The organism is Candidatus Eisenbacteria bacterium (assembly GCA_018831195.1).
Classification (GTDB): Bacteria; Eisenbacteria; RBG-16-71-46; order CAIMUX01; family JAHJDP01; genus JAHJDP01.
In genome coordinates this window covers 40,516-60,149 of sequence record JAHJDP010000034.1, presented here as the reverse complement: position 1 = coordinate 60,149, position 19,634 = coordinate 40,516, and the positions used below count along the sequence as shown (strand labels likewise).

Below are 19,634 nucleotides of genomic sequence, written 5' to 3'. Positions count from 1 at the left end.
GGTTGAACCTGCCGGTGGGCTTTCGTACCCTGGGAAACAGAGCCTCGAAAAGGGACGTATACAGAGGACAACGCCGGATGATCGGAGTCAGCTGGACATCCGCTCTATAGAAAGAGCGGCGAAGCCGGCGGCGGTGAGTCGAACAGCGCTCGGATATGACGAATCGACGAAGGAGAAATGACCTCATGATGAAATCGAACCAAAACCGGATCCCTCACGCCGGTTTGACCCTGGCGATCCTATGCCTCGCCGGAAGTCTCGCCGCGGCCCCCTGCCTCGCAGGCCAGCTCTCTGCGGGACTTCCCACAGGTGACGAGACCGACCCGATCGAGGAGGCCTTCATCGCGCCCCTGCCCGATATCGACACCTTCATGCAGATCGGGTGGTCGGGTGATCCGAGGATATCGGCGGATGGGAAGACGATCTATCTCACCTCCGGCATGCCGGGGGTCAATCAGCTCTTCCGGATGCTCCCCGGGGGATGGCCTTATCAGCTCACCGTCTTTCCCGACGGCGTCGACTACTACACCATCTCCCCCAACGACCGGTGGGTCATCATCGGCGCCAGTGTCGGCGGCAATGAACAGAGCCAGCTCCTTCTGATGGACGGCAAGACCGGCGCGCTGAAGCAACTCACCGACGCTCCTGAAACCCGCTTCATCCAGCCGATCTGGGCGCGCGACGGTCGTTCAATCTATTATCCGAGCAACGAGGCGAACGGACGCGACTTTTACATTTATAGCCGGGTCCTTCCTGATGGCGAGCCGCAGGTCGTTTATGAGTCGCCCAGCTATAATATCGCCAGTGATCTTGATAAAGCGGGGCGCCGGCTGACGTTGATTGAGTATCGCTCCAGCCAAGACACCGATATTCTTCTTATCGATCTGGAGACGAAAGAAGTCACAAATCTAACCGAGCATGAGGGGGATAAGTATTATGTCGGCGGGGTTTTCTCCGCCGATGAACAGTCGATCTTCATCCTCACCAGTGATAACGCACAGGGACTTCTCAAACCGGCGATGATGAATTTGGAAACACGAAAGATCACCTTCCCCTTCAAGGGCGATTCTCCCTGGGAGCTGGAAGAGGGTGAGCTCTCCCCCGACCGCCGCTATACCGCCCTCGTCTATAACGAAGAAGGATACGGCCGCCTCTCGATCTTTGACATTGAAAAGGGAAAGGAAATGCCCGTGCCGGAGTTGGACGGCATCGTTTCATCGGTGAGCCTTTCCAACACGCATGAGATCACCTTCGGCTTCAGCAGCCCGACCCAATCACCCGATGTTTGGAGATGGAATTGGGACACGAGAGAGCTGAAGCGCGTCACCTTCTCAACCTATGCCGGTGTCGACCCGGCGGTCTTCACCGATCCGAAACTCATACATTATAAAAGCTTCGACGGCTTGGAAATTCCGGCTTTTCTATATCTGCCGCCCCACTACAAAGGGGGACCGATCCCCTTTATCATGGATATGCACGGCGGCCCCGAAGGACAATTCCGCCCCCACTTCAACCGCCACTTCACCTATCTCATGCAGCACGGTTTTGGCCTCCTCGCGCCGAATGTCCGCGGCTCCTCAGGCTACGGCAGAGAATTCTCCATGATGGATGACTACAAAAAACGGATGGATTCGGTTAAGGATATGGGTGCCGGCGCGCAGTGGCTCATCGATAATGGTTATACAAAACCAGAGATGCTTGGTGTTAAAGGCGGCTCTTACGGCGGGTATATGACATTGGCCGCGCTGACAACCTACCCCGATCTTTTCGCCGCCGGTTGTGACGAAGTCGGCATCGCCGATTTCGAGACCTTCTTGAAAAACACCGCCGACTACCGGCGTCATCTCCGTGAAGCCGAATACGGGCCCCTCAGCGATCCGGAATTTTTGCACGAAATCTCTCCGATGACCCATGTTGATCGGATCAAGGGGGCTTTGCTCGTGATCCACGGAGAGAACGATCCGCGCGTGCCGGTGGGTGAAGCGCGCCAGATTGCCAAGGCCCTCTCCGATCGCGGCGCCCCGGTCGATACCCTGATCTTCTCTGATGAAGGGCACGGCGTGGGGAAACGGGAAAACCGTCTCATTCTCTATCGCAAGATGGTCGATTTCTTTTTAATGCACCTAAAATCGGGGATGACCCCTTAACAAACCCGTCCTGCCTTAGAAGGCGGCGGGCTGGAAACGATGTGGATCCAACCATCAGCGTGATCATGGCCGTCAGAGACGGGGCGGAGACAATAGAGATGTGTCTCGCCTCTCTGGCGGCCCAGTCATTTAAAGAGTGGGAGGCCGTCATTGTGAATGACGGTTCCCAAGACGCGACCGGACGGATCCTGCGCGACTGGTCTCATCGCGATCCCCGCATCCGCCCCTTCAACACACCGCCTCAAGGATTGATCATCTCCCTCAACTTCGCCGCATCGAAAGCGCGCGGCCGCACCTTCTTCCGTCAAGACGCCGATGACACCTCCCACCCGGATCGCTTTCAGGAACAAATCCAGGCCCTGCTGAATCATCCCGAATGGGATGTCATCGCCACCGGCGTCACCATCTTCCCCGAACCGGCCCCCGGCCTCTCCCGTTATCAAAACTGGATCAACTCGGTCATCACACCGGAAGAGATCGCCCGCGACATCTGGATCGAATCCCCCATTCCCCATCCGACCGTCGCGATGCGCCGCGAGACCTTCGAAGAAGCCGGCGGCTACCGTGATATGGGTTGGCCCGAAGATTATGACCTCTGGCTCCGTCTTCATCTGCAAGGAAAAGGGTTCGCCAAAATTCCAAAGGTCCTTTATGCCTGGCGGGATTCTCCGGGCCGATTGAGCCGGACCCATGATAACTACTCCGCCGAGGCTTTTCGCCGCTGCAAAGCGCATCACCTCAGCCGGATCCTGGGCGATCAAAAGATCTGGATCTGCGGCGCCGGACCCTTTGGCCGGAAACTGGCCCGGGCGCTGGATGATGCCGGCATTACGATCCATGGATTCCTCGACATCGACCGGTTGAGGGTCGGACGGATGGTGCAAGGGGCGCGCGTCGAGGACCTCTCCATCCTCAAAGGGGGGCCGGTCGCTCATCAAAAACTCCTTGTTTGTGTCGGTGTGCATGGCGCGAGGGATCTGATCCGCCGGCAATTGACAGAGTGGAATTATCGAGAAACAACCGATTATCTTATTGTATCTTGAAGTATCATCTCGCGGGCGGTAGCGGAACCAACAACACAGGGATGTGATGGAAGAAGCCCTCAATCACTTTATCGGTCAACTCCACTGGTCCCTTCTGGGACTCTGGATCGCCGTCGCCCTATCACTGCTCGGCAAAGGCGCCGACTGGCTGGTCGTTGAAGCGGTCACCCTCTCGGAACGATCGGGTATTCCGAAAATCGTCATTGGGGCGACCATCGTCAGTATCGGCACCACCGCGCCCGAAGTGGCCGTCTCCGTCCTTGCGGCCATTCAAGGAAATCCCGGTCTCGCCCTCGGCAATGCCGTCGGATCGATCATCTGCGACACCGGCTTGATCCTCGGTCTCGCGGCGATCATCGCACCTTTAACATTAGATCGCCGCATCGTCAACCGGCAAGGCTGGATTCAACTCGGCGCGGGGCTCCTGCTCGTTCTCGCCTGCATTCCCATATTCAGCTCCAAGTTAAATCCCCGCGGTATTTTTGTCGCCGGCGGCAACCTCCCGCAGTTCATGGGGTTTGTCTTTCTCGCCCTTCTGGCCGCCTATATGTGGCTCTCGGTGCGCTGGTCCCGGCAGGCTGGTGCGGTGAATCTTGAGGCGTTTGAAGAAGCGGGTGCGCAAAAGTCCAACCTTCTCATCGTTTTAAAACTCATCGGCGCCATCATCCTTGTCGTCGGTTCCGCCCGCCTCCTGATTCCCGGGGTAACCGAGGCGGCCTTGCGCCTTCATGTCCCCGACAGTGTCATCGCCGCGACCCTGGTCGCCTTCGGCACATCCCTGCCTGAGCTGGTCACCGCCGTGACGGCGGCCCGCAAGGGTCATGGCGAATTGGCGATCGGGAATATCGTCGGAGCCGATATCCTGAATGTTCTCTTTGTGGCGGGCGCCGCGGCCGCGGTCACCGGCGGCGGATTGCAGGCGGGTCCTCATTTCTTCCGGCTGCTCTTTCCCGCGATGCTCGGTGTTCTCATCGTCTTCCGTGTGGGGGTTATGGCGTCCGGCGATCAGATGAAACGGGGATTCGGAATTGTGCTTCTGGCGGTCTATGCCCTTGTGACAATCTTGAGTTACGTCTTTCCGGAATTTCAAATACCAGCTCATTAATTCTCAAAAACGAGGAAAGGGACAGCTCCGATAAGCCGTCCCATTCCTCAATGGAGCTCGGTACTCAAATTATCAAAACGCCTTGAGCACCCAGCTTTATTCTAGCAATTAAAGGATACCAAGAAATCACCGCGAGAGTCAAGTAGGGTGTATCCCATCTTCCTATTTTTCCACCCAAAACTTCGTTTCATTTGCCGGTCACACGATCTTTATCTATGGATCCAGTGGGCTGGAGCCTTAATAATGAATTCATTGCGACAAAACAGTCCGGCAGAGGAGACCAGACGATGGGCGGCTCAGACAAGGACCCTGAAATTCCTTATCCCCATGAATCTCAAGTTGTTCGCGCCTCGGCGATCGCCGGGCGGTGGTATTCCGCTCATCCTCCGGCCTTGCAACGGGAAATCCAGGAGCTCCTTGACAGTGTCAAGGACCCCGTTGAGTTGCAACACCTTCCGGCGGCGATCGTAACCCCGCACGCCGGCTATCAGTGGTCCGGCCCGTGCGCGGCGCATCTCTACCGATCCCTACAGGGCCCCGTGGCAGATCGAATCCGGCGTGTCATCCTTCTCGCCCCAAGCCACCATGCCTCGGTTCGGGGCATCTCCACCCTTCCCATCGATGCCTATGAAACCCCCCTCGGCCGGGTGCCGATTGACCGTCTGATGGTCGCAGAGCTGTTGACGCGTCCCGGCTTCAAGACCGTCAAAGGGGCGCATCGGGAAGAGCACGCCGATGAGATTCAACTCCCCTTTCTCCAAACAGTGCTGAGGGGTCGATGGAAGCTGGTCGATCTGGTGGTGCAGGGAACCGATCCGGCCGACTGGGACGGGATCGCCGGATCTCTGCTCCCCTGGATCAACAATGAAACATTGATCATCGCCAGCACCGACTTTACACATTTCGGCGACCGGTTCGGCTATACTCCCTTCTCGGATGAGATCCCCGAAAATCTAAAGAAGCTTGATATGGGCGCCGTGGCGCAGGCGCTGAAAATCGATCCGGCGGGATGGACAAGGTATTATCGCAACACCGGCATTACCGTTTGCGGCTACGAACCGGTGGGGATTGTTCTCACCCTGGTGAAACGCCTGGCGGACGCACAGACGCCGCCGTTGAATTTTGAAGGGCAATTGTTGAATTATACTCGTTCCGGCGATATCAACGGCGATTTCAGCTCTTCCGTGAGCTATGCGGCGATCCTCTTCCAACAGGCGGGTTCTGATGCGGCCCCTGATGGAAATACGCTTGAGAAAGATATAACTGACGAAATTCCAACTGACGAAAATCCAGAGAAAAAACTTTCAAAGGAAGAACAGGCGTATCTTCTCAATCTGGCGCGCCAAACGCTCGAAGAGACTTTTGCCCTCGGGAGGAGCAAAAGCAAGCCGCTCCCCAATGAGTTTACCGGGGGCCCCCTCGAAGAAGAGCGGGGCGTCTTTGTCACTCTCCAACTTCGGAACCGCCTCCGGGGATGCATCGGGTCAATCGCCGGGCATGAGCCCCTCGCCGAGGGTGTCGCCCATCAAGCTATCCAGTCCGCCTTTCACGATCCGCGTTTCTCACCATTGACCAAAGATGAACTGCCGCACGTCCGGATTGAGATCTCGGTTCTGACACCCATGAAACCGGTCGCGGATATCAAAGAGATCGTCATCGGACGCGACGGCATCCTTCTGGAGCAGGGTCCCTACCGGGCCGTCTTCCTGCCGCAGGTGGCGACGGAACAAGGATGGGATCTTCACACGACGCTGACCCATCTTTCACAAAAGGCAGGGTTGCGGGAAAGGGCATGGAAAGAGCCTGAAACGATATTTTACACATTTCAGGCTCAGTTGTTCGAAGAATCTGATTGAGTACGCCGGGCGATCCAATCCAACCGCCCGGTCCTGCGCCCATCTAAGCGGCGGCCCTACCGCCCGGCTCCCCGGATTGCAACGCCGCTCGTCCAGAGGGCATCAGGGTCGAAGTCGCACCGAGTTCCCAGAAGTCAAAGGACCGGACCACCTCTTCCAATGTTATCTTTCCCCTCGCCGCGGCGCCGATCGCATCCACCACTTGGGTGATCGCTTCTATAATCGGGCGCGGCGCGCCGCCCAGAGTATAGGACCATCCCCCCGAACCAGCCTCGTCCTGCGATTCTTGAAACCACGGGGTTACATTCCGCGTCGGTCCGGGGATCCACATCTCGACCACCGGGATTCGTCCGCGGATGCCGGTAAAGCCGCACTGCGCGCATCCCTCGCCGCTGCGCCATTGGGCCTCGGCGGGCAGGAGATCTCCAAGCCGTGCGATGATCTTCTGATCCGGTGAGTATTCCTTTGAGCAATCGGGGCAGACGGCGCGCAGAAGCCTCTGGCCGACCAGACCCGATAAATGTTCACCCAACCCCAATTCGTCCCCCGCCAAACGATTGAAGGTGCCCATCGCGGCGCGCGAGCCCATTGACCGCAGCGAGGCCAAGACCTTCCGTCCCGATCGAGCCCATTCGACAACCCACTCGGCCGTATCGGACGATTGAATTTCATCGATCAGTATCACATCGGGATCCAGCTTATCGACATGCTCAAGCAGGATCGGAAAATCGGGCGATCCCTCCTGCGGCATCGGCACCCGCAGGATATTGGAGATGACCGGGCCGGGGCGTGTCGAAATCGCGACTACCTTGCGCCCCTTGGCGTTTAAGAAATCAGCGGCGGCCCATAATGTCGTCGATTTGCCGGATGAAGAGGGGCCGGTGCAAAGGAAGATGCCGTGAGGTGCTTGTACAATATCATAGAGACGGGGAAGGACATCACTGCAGAATTGGAGATCATCAAGAGATTTTCTCACCTCATTGCATTCCGTTATCCGGATGGTGATCGCCTCACCCTCACGCGTCGGCATAACATTGAGATAGAATTCCACCGTTCGGGCTTCATCCCGTTTGCCCTGTTCCAATTTGATCTGTCCGACCTGGGGACGCCGCCTCTCGGTGAGATCGAGTTTCGCCAATGTTTTCAACCGGTGCACAATCGCCCGGTAGGAAAGGGCGATTTGTGTTCCCAGTTCACCGGCGCTGTAGTCTTGAAGTTCCCCTTCGACACGGAAGTAAAGACGGGGCCCGCGCGGGCTGGGGTCGAGATGAACGGTCGTCGCGTTTTCCTGCACCCCCTTCTCAAAAACAGCCATGAGAAGCGCATCGGTCGACATCTGCGATTTGGGAGCTCTCTTCGCCACGGGGCTGTTGGTGACCGGGATCGTCGTGGAATGGGATTCCGTGCCGGTCGATGCCACATCAGGTTCATCATCCCCATAAAGATAGGCGCGGAGCTGCTCTACTTGGGCGTGGGTCGAGAGAACAATATCGATATCATATCCCGTAAGGGAAGCCAGCTCTTCCACCGGCTTCCGATAGGTTGGATCAGAGAGGGCGACGGTCAGCCGCCGGCCGATCAACCCGATCGGGACGACCCCGTTGCGGAGGGCATAGGTCGAGTTGAGAACCCGGCGGAGGGACCGGTTCGGTCGCAGATGCCCGATGGGGACAAAGGGTAAAGCAAACTGGGAAGCCAGCGTCTCCACGAGCTGATCCTCGTTGAGGTGCCCGAGACGGATTAAGATCTGCCCAAGAAGCCCACCGGTCCGGCTTTGTATCGCCAAGGCCTTGGCCAGCTGCCCCTCCGTCACCAATTCCTGCTGCACGAGAAGAGTCCCAAGCCGGGGTCGCAGATTCCCGGGTGGTTCGGAAATGATTTCCTTGAAGGTTCCCTCACTGATGAACCCTTGTTGAAGACTGATCTCCTCAAGGCTCAGATGTGGTGCTTCCCTCGAACGATTCAAGGCCGTTTCCAGCTGGTTTCGGGTGAGATAGCCTTGCGCGACCAGTTCTTCTCCTCGAGGCATCGTATCGGACATGCCAATTCCCCCTTGTTGCGGTGTGACACGCGGAATCCTCACACGTCATGACAGGAATCCGGATATATAGTAAGTATCGACTGCGAATGGATTTCCCTGAGGATCGAAGAGGCATAAGAAAATGGACCAAAAACTGAAAATTGGACTCCGTTCCGTGGCCCAATCTCCATCTCTCCAGCCGGGGAAGGATACCGTCCGGGGTCTTGCCTATCATCTGCCGGCGGAGGTTCTACTGGCCGCCCTGCCGGTGGGTTCAGTCGACCTCCTCTATGCCGATCCACCCTTTGGAACAGGCCGGCAAAAGGTCTCACGCACCGGCCGCTATGACGACCCGGGGGGAGAGGCCTACTTCCGCTGGCTCGAAGGGATCCTTCAAGCGGGTCACCGGGTCCTTTCCGACAAGGGATCGCTCTTTATCCATCTCGATTGGCGGGCCGCTCCCTATGCCCGAATCATCCTGGATCGTATCTTCGGCGTATCCCGTCTCGTCAATGAGATCATCTGGGCCTATCGCACGGGGGGTGTCCCCCGCCGGCATCTGGCGCGGAAGCATGACACGATCCTCTATTACGCCAAAACAGACGGATACACTTTCAACCGGTCAACGGAACGTTCCCGCCTGCGCCATCATTACGGATTTTCAAATGTCAAAATTGAGCGGGACAGCGAAGGTCTGTACCGTGAAACGTATCTTCGGGATGTATGGGAGATCCCGGCGCTGCGGGGCAATCAATCAGAAGCCAGCGGCTATCCAACTCAGAAACCGCTGGCTCTGTTGAAGAGAATTTTGCAGATCGCATCAGACCCGGGCGATCTGATCTGCGATCCATTTTGCGGTTCAGGAACAACAGCCGTCGCGGCCGAGTCATCCCAGCGTTATTGGATAACCTGTGACATCTCAAAAAAGGCCTTGGCCATCACCGGGAAACGCCTTGCCGCAGAGTCGTCTTAGCGCGATTTGCTCCCGAGTATCTGGCGCGATGCGCCGCGTGTCAGATGCCCGCAGCAAGAGTAGATCCCCTTTATGGGAAGATCGGCCAGTTTCTTGCGGGCACTTTGGACAGCGGTCAACTCGGTGTAATACCATTCCAGCGGTCCCGTCCAACCGCTGAAGGCGTCACCGGTGAAGAGCATCCCGTCATAGTGAAAGAAGGTCGAGCCGGGCGTATGCCCGCCCACCAACAGGCCTCGAATCGGTTCACCACCGCGCCCATTGATCGCCGATTCCTCTGTCGCAACCCAATTATCGACCGGAACGGTCACGATTTTGGGATGCTTATCCTCTTCGTGCAAAAATGTCTCCGCCGAGAAGAGCTGGCGCGCGCGCTGCCCCGCCCCCAGAAAATGATGGTGGCAGTACAGGATTTGATGAACGCCGCCGCGTGTCTTTAAAAAATCAACCAACTCGGGGGTGAAAACATCGGGGCAATCGATGAGGATGGGACCTGTCGGCTTTTCAAGCAGATAGCTGGCATGCCCCCAGGCAAAGGCGCTTTTCAGACTCCAGAGCCCCTCGTCGAGGGCCTCAATCTGCACTTCGGATTCGGGAGAAACCTCCATCTCGTATTCCTGGATGAAGGCTCCCGGGCCCGCGCTGCAAAGAGCACACTCCTCGGGTTGAGATTCCTGTATCGCGTGCCAGCCGCAGATACGGCAAACCCACTCCTCGCGCTCCGGCGGGGGAAGGGGATTGATGCGGGCGGCTTCCTGGCGGCCCTTCCTTTTACTTTTACTCCGCGTCTCCTGACTCAGAATCGCTTCCATTCCCTGAGATGTCCCTCCAGACGCACCTGCCTCCAGGCCCTCGGGTGCCCGGCGTCAGGAAACTAATCTACCGTGCCGCTCTAAACGAATCAAGCCAAACAAGATACATTTCATAATTAAATTGAAGACGGCGGAAGCAGAACCCCCGCCGTCCCAATTAAACATTCTGTTGAATTCAAGTGAAAACCTACTTGGGTATCGAATGCGCGATAGCCTTGGAAGCCACGGCGAAATCGAATTTCGGTGCCGCCTCGGCGCCGCCCCAGCAGGCCTTCGGAATCTCAGCCGTGTGACAAGCTGCACATTCTTTTGCCGTCGGGACAATCATGCCGGCCTTGAGGGCCAGGGCACGATCTTTCATAATCTTCATGCTCTTATATTCACTTCCCGGACCATGGCATGCCTCGCAACCGACGCCGGCAAAAGCCTCAGCGCCTTCAGCGCCGACGACATAGCCGCCGGCTCCAAACGCGGTCGTGTGACAAACCAGACATTTCTCATCTTTTTGAGAAGCTGCCGGAAGATTCTCAAAAGCCTTGGCGTGAGGCGTTTCAAGCCACTTCTCAAAAATCGCGCCCTTTGTTTCTCCCTTGTGGCACATCTTGCACTTCTCAGACCCGATATAGGTGAAGGCCGCTTCAGCCGCTTTGACCCCTTCAGCCGCTTTGACCTCTTCACCTGCTTTGATCTCATCCCCGGCCTTCACCCCGGAAGATGTCCACAGGAACAGCCCCAGGATTGCCAGGAACAGCACAACCGACCCAAGGATACGGAACCCCTTCATCTTCTGCCCTCCTTCTCCACTTCCGAATGGTTTCCGGCTTCATTCCGGATTCGAACCCTTCATCATCAAAACCAAGCCGATCATAATCAAGGAGCATGATCGGATCGGATGCCCCCGGCCCTCGGGATCCGACCTTTCTACCCTGAAATCCCGCCAAGGTTCTCCCCTCTCCCCGGCCGATATTTAGATTTGGGACAAAGACTGCTATGATAGATGTAGAGGCCGCCACCACTCACACGTCGCCGTAGGAGGAAACTCGATGGAAACCGATGTCCGCCACAATCCTGGACTACTGAAACTCGATCTCTACTGCAAGGGCATTCGAATGGATGAATCCTGTTTCATCGAGAAGGACGGCGGCCGCTCCATAATGAGAACCCGCGCCGGCCTCGGTAGCGGCCTGGAGGCGGTCCTCCCCGGTGATTTGTGGACGAATATCCCCGTCGCTGAGACGTTCGCCAAATCATCCCCCTATATCCTCTATAGGGAGAACGACACCTATGTCATCCGGCGGGATGGGGATAACGAGCTGATCTCCCCGATCCGCCTTTCGCCCCGCCCCAATTGGTATGACAAGCGAACCTCAACCGGCAAGCTGATGACAAAGATCGGTTCTCTTCAGGGCACCTATCTCGGCATCTATCCTTCCAAAGTCTGCGAGTACTGGACCGAGAAGCCCAAGACGAATTGCAAATTCTGCTCGGTTGGTCTCAATCTCGGTGTCGACGATGCGGATGAAAAATCGGTCAGGGAAGTGATGGAGGTCATCTGGGCGGCCCGGGAAGAATCGAATATCACCTATATCGATTTCAATACAGGACACTATTCGGGCCATACCTTCCTCGACATCCTCGAACCCTACATTGTAGAAATTAAGAAGCAGACCGGGTTGTTGATCGGTATTCAGACGCCGCCTCATCCCGATATGTCCCGCTTTGATCATATGCGGGAGATCGGTGTGAATCGCGTCTCCTTCTGCTTTGAAATCTGGGATCCCAAGCGATTCGAAGAGGTCTGCCCGGGCAAAGCCCGTGAATACGGGCTTAAGGGCTACCTCGACGCCGTGGAATACTGCGCCAAAATGGGCAAAGGTGGCGTCTCTTTCGATCCATGGGTCAGCAACGGCGAGATCATCGTCGGTTTGGAGGAGCCGAAATCCTCCATTAAGGCGATCGAGTGGATCACATCCGTCGGTGCGATACCCACCGTTTGTGTTTTCAGGCCGCTCATCGGAACCGATTATGCGGATGTCGCCCCCCCGAAGACAGAGGACATGGTTCCAATCTTCCGGCGGCTGTATGAAACTTGCATGGACAACAACCTACCCATCGGGGTGGCGCCGAACATCCATGTCAGCCTGGTCATGCTCCCTGAAGAGGGGAAGTGGCTCGTCGATAAACCCGGGAAATACAAACTCAAGGAGATGAAGCTGAAGACGCTATCCAAGATTTACTCCGCGGGGTATTACCGGACCCTGAATAAAAAGCTGAAGGACTGGAAGGCATCGAAAGGTGAGGCTTCGTAAGAAAAGCCGGACGCAGATCGAGGCCCATCGGGTCGAAGGTTGACCGAATTCCCATAACCGGCCGCAGGAATTGAAGTTCTCCCAGCCCTCGACGGCAGAGGATAGCCACTTCTATTAATTTTCTTTAAATTAATACCGTTTCGACGATGCCACATCTTTTCCAACTGTGGCAGAAGTACTAACATCAGCCGGGGCGCCCGGTCGAAATTTGGACCGCACTCATGGATCGGCCCGGGAAATGCGTCCGGGACTCTCGATCAAGGGCCGGGCCCCGGGAAGCCTGAGGGCTGGGTTGGTGGTGCGGGTTTGTATGATGTCAAGGAGGCAAACGGATGTCTGGATCCAAAATCATGATCGACGGGAATGAAGCCGCTTCATATGTCGCTCACCGCGTCAGTGAGGTTTGCGCCATATATCCCATTACCCCGTCATCACCCATGGGGGAGTTCGCCGATGAGTGGTCGGCGAAAGGTCAAAAAAATATATGGGGAACGATTCCCCATGTTGTCGAGATGCAGAGTGAAGGCGGCGCGTCCGGGGCCGTCCATGGAGCTCTTCAGGGCGGCGCGCTCAGCACGACTTTTACCGCCTCTCAGGGTCTGCTGCTCATGATCCCCAATATGTATAAAATCGCCGGGGAGCTGACACCGGCCGTTTTCCATGTCGCCGCCCGCTCCCTCGCCGCACAGGCCCTCTCCATATTCGGGGATCATAGCGACGTCATGGCGATACGCTCCACCGGATTCGCCATGCTGGCGTCCGGATCGATCCAAGAGATCATGGATTTGGCGCTGATCGCTCATGCCGCGACGCTGGAGAGCCGGGTACCCTTTATTCATTTCTTTGACGGCTTCCGCTCCTCCAGCGAAGTGATGAAGATCACGCCTCTCAGCAATGATGAAATTCGATCGATGATCAATGATGAGTTCGTTCACGCGCATCGCCTCAGAGCCCTCTCCCCCGATCATCCCGTGATCCGTGGAACGGCCCAAAACCCAGATGTTTTCTTCCAGGGGCGCGAGACGGTCAACCCCTACTACCTCGAGTGTCCCGGCATTGTACAAAAAACCATGGACAATTTCGCCGAGAAAATCGGCCGCCGTTACAATCTCTTTGACTATATCGGATCCCCCGACGCCGAACGAGTCATCGTCATGATGGGCTCAGGCGCCGAAGCGGCCCATGAAGCGGTTTTGGCATTGAACAAGGCCGGCGGGAATGTCGGCCTGCTCAAAATCCGGTTGTACAGGCCTTTCTCAAGCGAGCATTTCCTGAGCGCGCTGCCGAAGAGCACAAAGTCGATTACGGTGCTGGATCGCACCAAAGAGCCGGGAGGCCCCGGCGAGCCGCTGTATCTCGATATTGTAACCGCCTTCGCCGAACGGGGCGGAACAATGCCCATGATCCGGGGCGGGCGCTACGGCCTCTCTTCGAAAGAGTTCACACCCGCCATGGTGAATGGCGTCTTTAATGAAATGTTAAAGGAAAAGCCGAAGAACCATTTCACCATCGGAATCAATGACGATGTCACCCACACAAGCCTCGATTACGATCCGGAGTTCTCGAGTGAAGATCCCCAGGGTGTCCGCGCCGTCTTTTACGGCCTTGGCGCCGACGGAACGGTCGGGGCGAACAAAAACTCCATCAAGATCATCGGAGATAACACAGACAATTATGCTCAGGGCTATTTCGTTTATGATTCCAAGAAGGCCGGATCGATCACCGTATCCCATCTTCGTTTCGGACCCAATCCAATCCGCTCGACCTATCTGATCAGCCGCGCGAATTTCGTCGCCTGCCATCAGTTCTCATTCCTCGAGAGAATGGACGTTCTCCAGGTCGCCGAGCCGGGAGCCACATTCCTGCTCAACGCCCCCATGCCGACCGGCGAGGTTTGGGATCATCTGCCCCTCCATATCCAGGAACAGATCATCAAGAAGAAGCTGAAATTCTATGTGATCGACGGATACAAGCTGGGCAAAGCGACGGGGATGGGCAACAGGATCAATACGATCATGCAGACCTGCTTCTTCGCGATCAGCAACATCCTGCCGTTGGAAAGGGCGGTTGAAGAGATCAAGCGGACCATTCAAAAGACCTACGGCCGCCGGGGTGAAGAGGTGGTGTCGAAGAACTACGCCGCCGTCGACGGTTCGGTGGAGAATCTCCATCAAATCAAGGTCCCCGCGAAGTCGACCAGCACCATCATGATGCGGCTGCCCGTTCCCGCTGAGGCGCCGGAGTTCGTACAAAAGGTCACCGCCGAGATTATCGCGGGTCGCGGTGATCAGCTTCCGGTCAGCGCCATGCCCATCGATGGGACCTTCCCCACCGGCACGACCAAGTGGGAAAAACGGAACATCTCCCTCTCGATTCCGATCTGGTTGGAAGATAACTGCATTCGCTGCGGGAAATGCGTCCTCGTCTGCCCTCACAGTGTGATCCGCGGAAAGATCTACGAGAAGAAATACAAGGATGAGGCGCCGGAGACCTTCAAGGCCATCCCTGCCAAATGGAAGGGATTTGACGAATGGCTCTATACGATTCAGATCGCACCCGAAGACTGCACCGGCTGCACCCTCTGCGTCGATGTCTGCCCTCCGAAGGAAAAGGCGCTCAAGATGGCGGATCAGGTGCCGTTGCGAGAGTCGGAGCGGGAGAATTGGAATTACTTCCTTAAAATTCCAGAAGCTGATCGCAAGAAATTAAAAATGAGTCTGGTAAAAGATGTGCAGTTGCTCGAGCCGCTCTTTGAGTTCTCGGGGGCCTGCGGCGGCTGCGGCGAAACACCCTATGTGAAGCTGTTGAGCCAGCTCTTCGGAGACCGGGCTCTCATCGCCAATGCCACCGGCTGTTCCTCGATCTACGGCGGCAATCTGCCGACAACGCCCTACACCAGCAACGCCGACGGACGCGGTCCGGCCTGGTCGAACTCCCTCTTCGAGGACAACGCCGAGTTCGGTATGGGGATGCGGCTGGCGGTCGACAAGCAGACCGAGTATGCCCGCGAGCTGCTGCAGGGTCTCTCAAGCCAGCTTCCGCCGGGCATGGCGGAGAAACTCCTCACCGCCGATCAGTCAACCGAGGAGGGGATCGAAGAGCAGCGCGACAGTGTCAAGGCGTTGAAAGAGAAGCTCGCGGGGATCGGATCACCGGCGGCCAAAGATCTTCTCAGCCTCGCTGACTCGCTGGTCAAGCGCAGTGTCTGGATTCTGGGCGGTGACGGATGGGCCTATGATATCGGTTACGGCGGATTGGATCATGTCCTGGCCTCCGGGCGGAATGTCAATATCCTCGTCCTGGACACGGAGGTCTACTCCAACACCGGCGGCCAGATGTCGAAGGCCACACCGCTCGGCGCCGTCGCCAAATTCGCCGCCGGGGGAAAAGGGACTCCCAAGAAAGACCTTGCGATGATGGCCACCAACTACAGAAATGTTTATGTGGCCCGCATTGCCCTGGGGGCGAATGATGGACAAGCCGTGAAGGCCTTTCTTGAAGCCGAGGCCTTTAATGGACCCTCCATTATCATCGCTTATAGCCATTGTATTGCTCACGGCTATAATCTTATCAAAGGGCTGCAGCAGCAGGAGAAGGCTGTAAAATCCGGATACTGGATCCTCTTCCGTTACAACCCCATGCTCGCTCTCGAGGGCAAGAATCCCTTCATCCTCGACTCCAAGCCGCCGACGCTCAATCTGACGGATTACATTTATAATGAGACACGGTACACAATGTTGAGGAACAGCAGACCCGAGGAAGCGCAGCGTCTCCTGAAACTGGCGGAGGATGAGGTCAAGACTCAATGGGACTTCTACCAATATATGGCTTCGGGGAAATCCAGCGATAAAAAGTAATGCTGGCGCTGAACATGGCTGCAGAGGGCTCACACCCGGTTTCATCGAGAAGATGGACCGGGTGTGCGTATTAGGGCCACTTGCATGCAGGCATGATGATGTTGTATCTTGGCAACCATGTTTGCGGCATATACAATGACCTTTGAAGCGTCGTTTAGAAGGGGCCGATCTTTATAGACAAAAGCTTAGGCCGCTACACCTTATGGATCCTGGCGACGCGGATTCGGCCGCAGGAGGTATCCGTTGTCCGAGAGCAGCTCGCGTGCCGTGCACCCGGCCCGGGGCGCGAGGGACCAGATCTTCGAGGACTCCCCGAATCTCACTGAGATCCTGAGCAGGGCCGAAGGCCACCTGAAGTCCTCTGATCCAAAGCCTCTCTTGCACGGCTCACATTCCGCCCTGAGACGCAGAGCAGACGGCGGGAGACCTTTCAAAAAACTAAGAAACCAAGAAGCATCCCCTTTCCCATGAACACCTGGGACACTTCCAGGCGCTTGAGATATTGAAGAGCCTGGAAGAATCGTCCTGATGGTTTTGGAAAAGTGAGGATGCCCTTCTGTTGTGAACAGAGTTCTGGGGGACGAACCAGATGACGACACCTTCAAAGACCTCGGTTATTCCCAAGGAGGGAAAATCCATGGAGACCCAACACAGGGCGCCTGTACGACTTGGCGAGCATATTGTCGAGATCGTGAGTGACTCCGGTGAAGGGGCTCAAAAGGCTGGACAGACATTCGGCATGGTCAGCGCCAAGAAGGGGAACGGCGTTTGGACCGTGGAGATCATCCCTGCCGAAATCAAGCCGCCCTCCCGATCACCAGCCGGGGCCAGCGGCATCCGAGTCCGAATCGGCTCCACCGATATGACCAATATGGGTGATGAGGCCGATTTGGTCGTCGCTTTTAACGAGCAGGTCCTCTATGGACGGATCGCCCAAGGCGCCTACAAAAAGGGAACCCACGTCATTCTGGAAAATAAATGGGCCGATGATCCGATCGAAGCGATCCGCGGTCAATATGCGGCCGCCCTGCAGGATTTCGAAAACCGCGGTTATATCGTACACGAATTACCGATGGAAGCGGCCTGCCGGGAGATCACACCCAACCCCCTGCTCGGCAAAAATATGTTCGTCCTCGGCATGCTCTGCCACATCTATCAGCGGGGACTCGAAGAGGCGAAAAATGAGATCGCGCTGATATTCTCCCGGAAGGGCGAGAAAGTCATCTCGCTGAACCACAGACTTCTCGAAGCGGGAGAGATCTTCGCGGCGGAAAACCTGGATCTCTGTTACGAGATCCCCCCCTGGCCGAATGACAAGCCCCTCATCGTCTCCAATGGAAACCAGGCCATCGGTCTCGGCGTCATGGCGGCCGGGATGGAGACCGTCGCCATGTACCCGATCACCCCGGCGACATCGGCCTCTCACTACATAGCCAGTATCATTCACAAGGTCGGCGGTTGTCTCCATCAGGCCGAGGATGAGATCGCCGCCATCGGTTTTGCTCTAGGTTCCTCCTATGCCGGCAAGACGACCTGCACCATCACCTCCGGTCCGGGAATGGCGTTGAAAACCGAGTTTATCGGTCTCGGCGTCATGGCCGAGATTCCGCTGGTGATCGTCGTGGTTCAACGCGGGGGGCCGAGCACAGGGCTTCCGACGAAGGTGGAACAGGGGGACCTGTTGGCAGCCGCTTTCGGCGCGCCGGGTGACGCCCCCAAAGTCATCATGGCGGCCGCGACGATCGAGGAGTGTTTTCATTTCATGATAACAGCGCGGCGGTTGGCTGAGGCCTTCCGGACGCCGGTCATGGTTCTCACCGACGCGAATCTCGCCACAGGGGTCCAACCCTACCCCCGTCCACAAGTCAATGCCGAGTGGTACCCTCCTCCATTGGATCAATCCCCTTGGGATAAGAACACACCACCCTACGATTGGGATGAACAAACCGGTTTGTCGCCGCGGCCGATACCGGGACAGCCAGGCGGCGAATATGTCCTCACGGGGCTGGCCCACACGAATTACAGCAAGGTGGCCTACGATCCGTACTCCAACCAGATCGGCTGCAATATGCGCAGCCGCAAGATGGCGACCCTGCAACAGACACTGAAACCGCCGAAGATTCACGGCGATCCGGAAGGTGACCTGCTCGTCGTCGGCTGGGGATCGACGCTGGGATCGATTGATGAGGCCGTCGACCGGATCCGCGCCGAAGGACGGAAGATTTCCTCCCTCCACCTGCGATTTCTGTCCCCGCTGGAACCCGGCTTGAAGGAGATCTTTGCGCGCTTCCGCAAAGTCATGACGGTCGAAATCAACTACAGTGATCAGCTCGATCAACCGGGGATCACACCGGAAAACCGCCGCCCCGCCCAGCTGGCCTATATTTTGCGGGCGATGACTGCGGTCGATGTCGACTTCTGGTCCACCGTGCCAGGTCAACCCTTGCCGCCCGGACTTGTATATAAAGAGATCATCCGGATACATGACGCGATGAAAGGAGACGTATAATGTTCGGGCTTAAAGCGGATTGGCCATTGGATGTATCCCCCCGGTATTTCACATTAGAAGACTACGAGGGCGGCGAACCCCGCTGGTGTCCGGGTTGCGGCGACCTTGCCATCCTCACCGCGGTGCAGCGGATCTGCCGTGACGAGCAGATTCCCCCCGAGAAAATCGTGTCGGTTTCCGGGATCGGTTGTTCGAGTCGTTTCCCTCACTACATGAATACCTATGGTTTTCATGGGCTTCACGGGCGGGCTTTTCCGGTGGCCTGCGGGATCAAGTCGCGACGCCCCGACCTGACCCTCTTTGTGGCGACGGGTGATGGGGATTGTTGCTCGATCGGGACGGCGCATTGGGTTCACGCCATCCGATACAACATGGACATGACGGTGATGCTTTTTGACAATCATGTCTACGGGCTGACAAAAAACCAAACCTCGCCGACCAGCCCCAAGGGGCTATCAACGAACACGCACCCCGAGGGCGCCTGGCTGCCGCCATTGAATCCTCTTGGCGTCACCCTGGGCGTCACCAATGTCTCCTTCGTGGCGCAGACGGTCGATTGGAACCCGGCGCATCTGTTGGCCACTCTCCAGGCCGCCCACAAGCATAAGGGATTCAGCTTTGTCCGGATTCTGCAGCGCTGCCCGACCTATACCGGGAAAATGTACGATGAAATGCAGCAGGACCCCTCACATCTGAACCTGCTGACCCATGACAAGGGCATCCAAGTGGACCCCGCCGTCGCCAAAATGTATAAAACCCAGCAGGAACACAACCCTCTCGATCTCGCGGGAGCCCAAAAACTGGCTCTGGAACACGACCCTCTGCCTATCGGGCTGCTCTTCTGCGACCCGGACCGGCCGTGCTACAACGATCACACGGCGGTCGGCATGGACATGCCCGTCGAAGACAAATTGACGGCCCTCGAAAAAGAACTGGACCGGTTCGCCATTTAACATTTTATCGAGGATACCGTGACCAAAATCGCCGAAAAAAAAGAGGAACC

At 56.9% G+C, this 19,634-nt stretch carries 12 protein-coding genes; 9 read left to right on the top strand and 3 right to left on the bottom strand.

Features of this window, described 5'->3' with window-relative positions; genetic code table 11:
- Window positions 1–185 precede the first annotated feature (185 nt).
- The 4 genes from KJ970_07215 (at window position 186) to amrB (ending at window position 6,151) form a co-directional block, all read left to right on the top strand.
- The gene (locus tag KJ970_07215) at window positions 186–2,147 is read left to right on the top strand and encodes a S9 family peptidase (protein MBU2690703.1); all 1,962 of its coding nucleotides are present in this window, start codon (window positions 186–188) and stop codon (window positions 2,145–2,147) included.
- A 41-nt stretch (window positions 2,148–2,188) separates the two neighbouring features.
- A complete protein-coding gene (locus tag KJ970_07210; GenBank protein MBU2690702.1) occupies window positions 2,189–3,190 on the top strand; it encodes a glycosyltransferase in 1,002 nt (333 codons plus the stop codon).
- Window positions 3,191–3,236: 46 nt separating this feature from the next.
- Entirely contained in the window at window positions 3,237–4,295 is a 1,059-nt protein-coding gene (locus tag KJ970_07205) for a calcium/sodium antiporter (protein ID MBU2690701.1), read from the top strand.
- A gap of 287 nt (window positions 4,296–4,582) precedes the next feature.
- Window positions 4,583–6,151: an AmmeMemoRadiSam system protein B gene (amrB, locus tag KJ970_07200; protein MBU2690700.1), complete on the top strand. Its 1,569-nt coding sequence runs from the start codon at window positions 4,583–4,585 to the stop codon at window positions 6,149–6,151.
- 43 nt (window positions 6,152–6,194) lie between these two features.
- On the opposite strand, the gene tadA is transcribed toward amrB, so the two are convergent.
- Window positions 6,195–8,192 carry a Flp pilus assembly complex ATPase component TadA gene (gene tadA, locus KJ970_07195; protein MBU2690699.1) on the bottom strand — a complete coding sequence of 666 codons (1,998 nt, stop codon included), beginning with the start codon at window positions 8,190–8,192 and terminating at the stop codon, window positions 6,195–6,197.
- Window positions 8,193–8,313: 121 nt separating this feature from the next.
- Between tadA and KJ970_07190 the strand changes: the two genes are divergently transcribed.
- A complete protein-coding gene (locus KJ970_07190) occupies window positions 8,314–9,144 on the top strand; it encodes a site-specific DNA-methyltransferase (GenBank protein ID MBU2690698.1) in 831 nt (276 codons plus the stop codon).
- Here the strand turns inward: KJ970_07190 and KJ970_07185 are convergent.
- A complete protein-coding gene (locus KJ970_07185; GenBank protein ID MBU2690697.1) occupies window positions 9,141–9,956 on the bottom strand; it encodes a hypothetical protein in 816 nt (271 codons plus the stop codon). The genes KJ970_07190 and KJ970_07185 overlap by 4 nt on opposite strands.
- Window positions 9,957–10,143: 187 nt before the next feature.
- Window positions 10,144–10,740, bottom strand: coding sequence for a cytochrome c family protein (locus tag KJ970_07180; GenBank protein MBU2690696.1), 597 nt, complete (start codon window positions 10,738–10,740; stop codon window positions 10,144–10,146).
- A 259-nt stretch (window positions 10,741–10,999) separates the two neighbouring features.
- On the opposite strand from KJ970_07180, the gene KJ970_07175 reads away from it, so the two are divergent.
- The 4 genes from KJ970_07175 to KJ970_07160 all read left to right on the top strand — a co-directional run bounded on the left by KJ970_07175 (window position 11,000) and on the right by KJ970_07160 (window position 19,584).
- A complete protein-coding gene (locus tag KJ970_07175) occupies window positions 11,000–12,265 on the top strand; it encodes a hypothetical protein (GenBank protein ID MBU2690695.1) in 1,266 nt (421 codons plus the stop codon).
- A gap of 332 nt (window positions 12,266–12,597) precedes the next feature.
- Window positions 12,598–16,122: a pyruvate:ferredoxin (flavodoxin) oxidoreductase gene (gene nifJ, locus KJ970_07170; GenBank protein MBU2690694.1), complete on the top strand. Its 3,525-nt coding sequence runs from the start codon at window positions 12,598–12,600 to the stop codon at window positions 16,120–16,122.
- Between the two features lie 637 nt (window positions 16,123–16,759).
- Complete coding sequence (locus tag KJ970_07165) at window positions 16,760–18,631, top strand: 2-oxoacid:acceptor oxidoreductase subunit alpha (GenBank protein MBU2690693.1); 1,872 nt, start codon at window positions 16,760–16,762, stop codon at window positions 18,629–18,631.
- On the top strand, window positions 18,631–19,584 hold the full coding sequence (locus tag KJ970_07160) for a 2-oxoglutarate oxidoreductase (GenBank protein ID MBU2690692.1): 954 nt from the start codon (window positions 18,631–18,633) through the stop codon (window positions 19,582–19,584). The genes KJ970_07165 and KJ970_07160 overlap by 1 nt, the downstream gene beginning before the upstream one ends.
- Window positions 19,585–19,634: the final 50 nt, after the last annotated feature.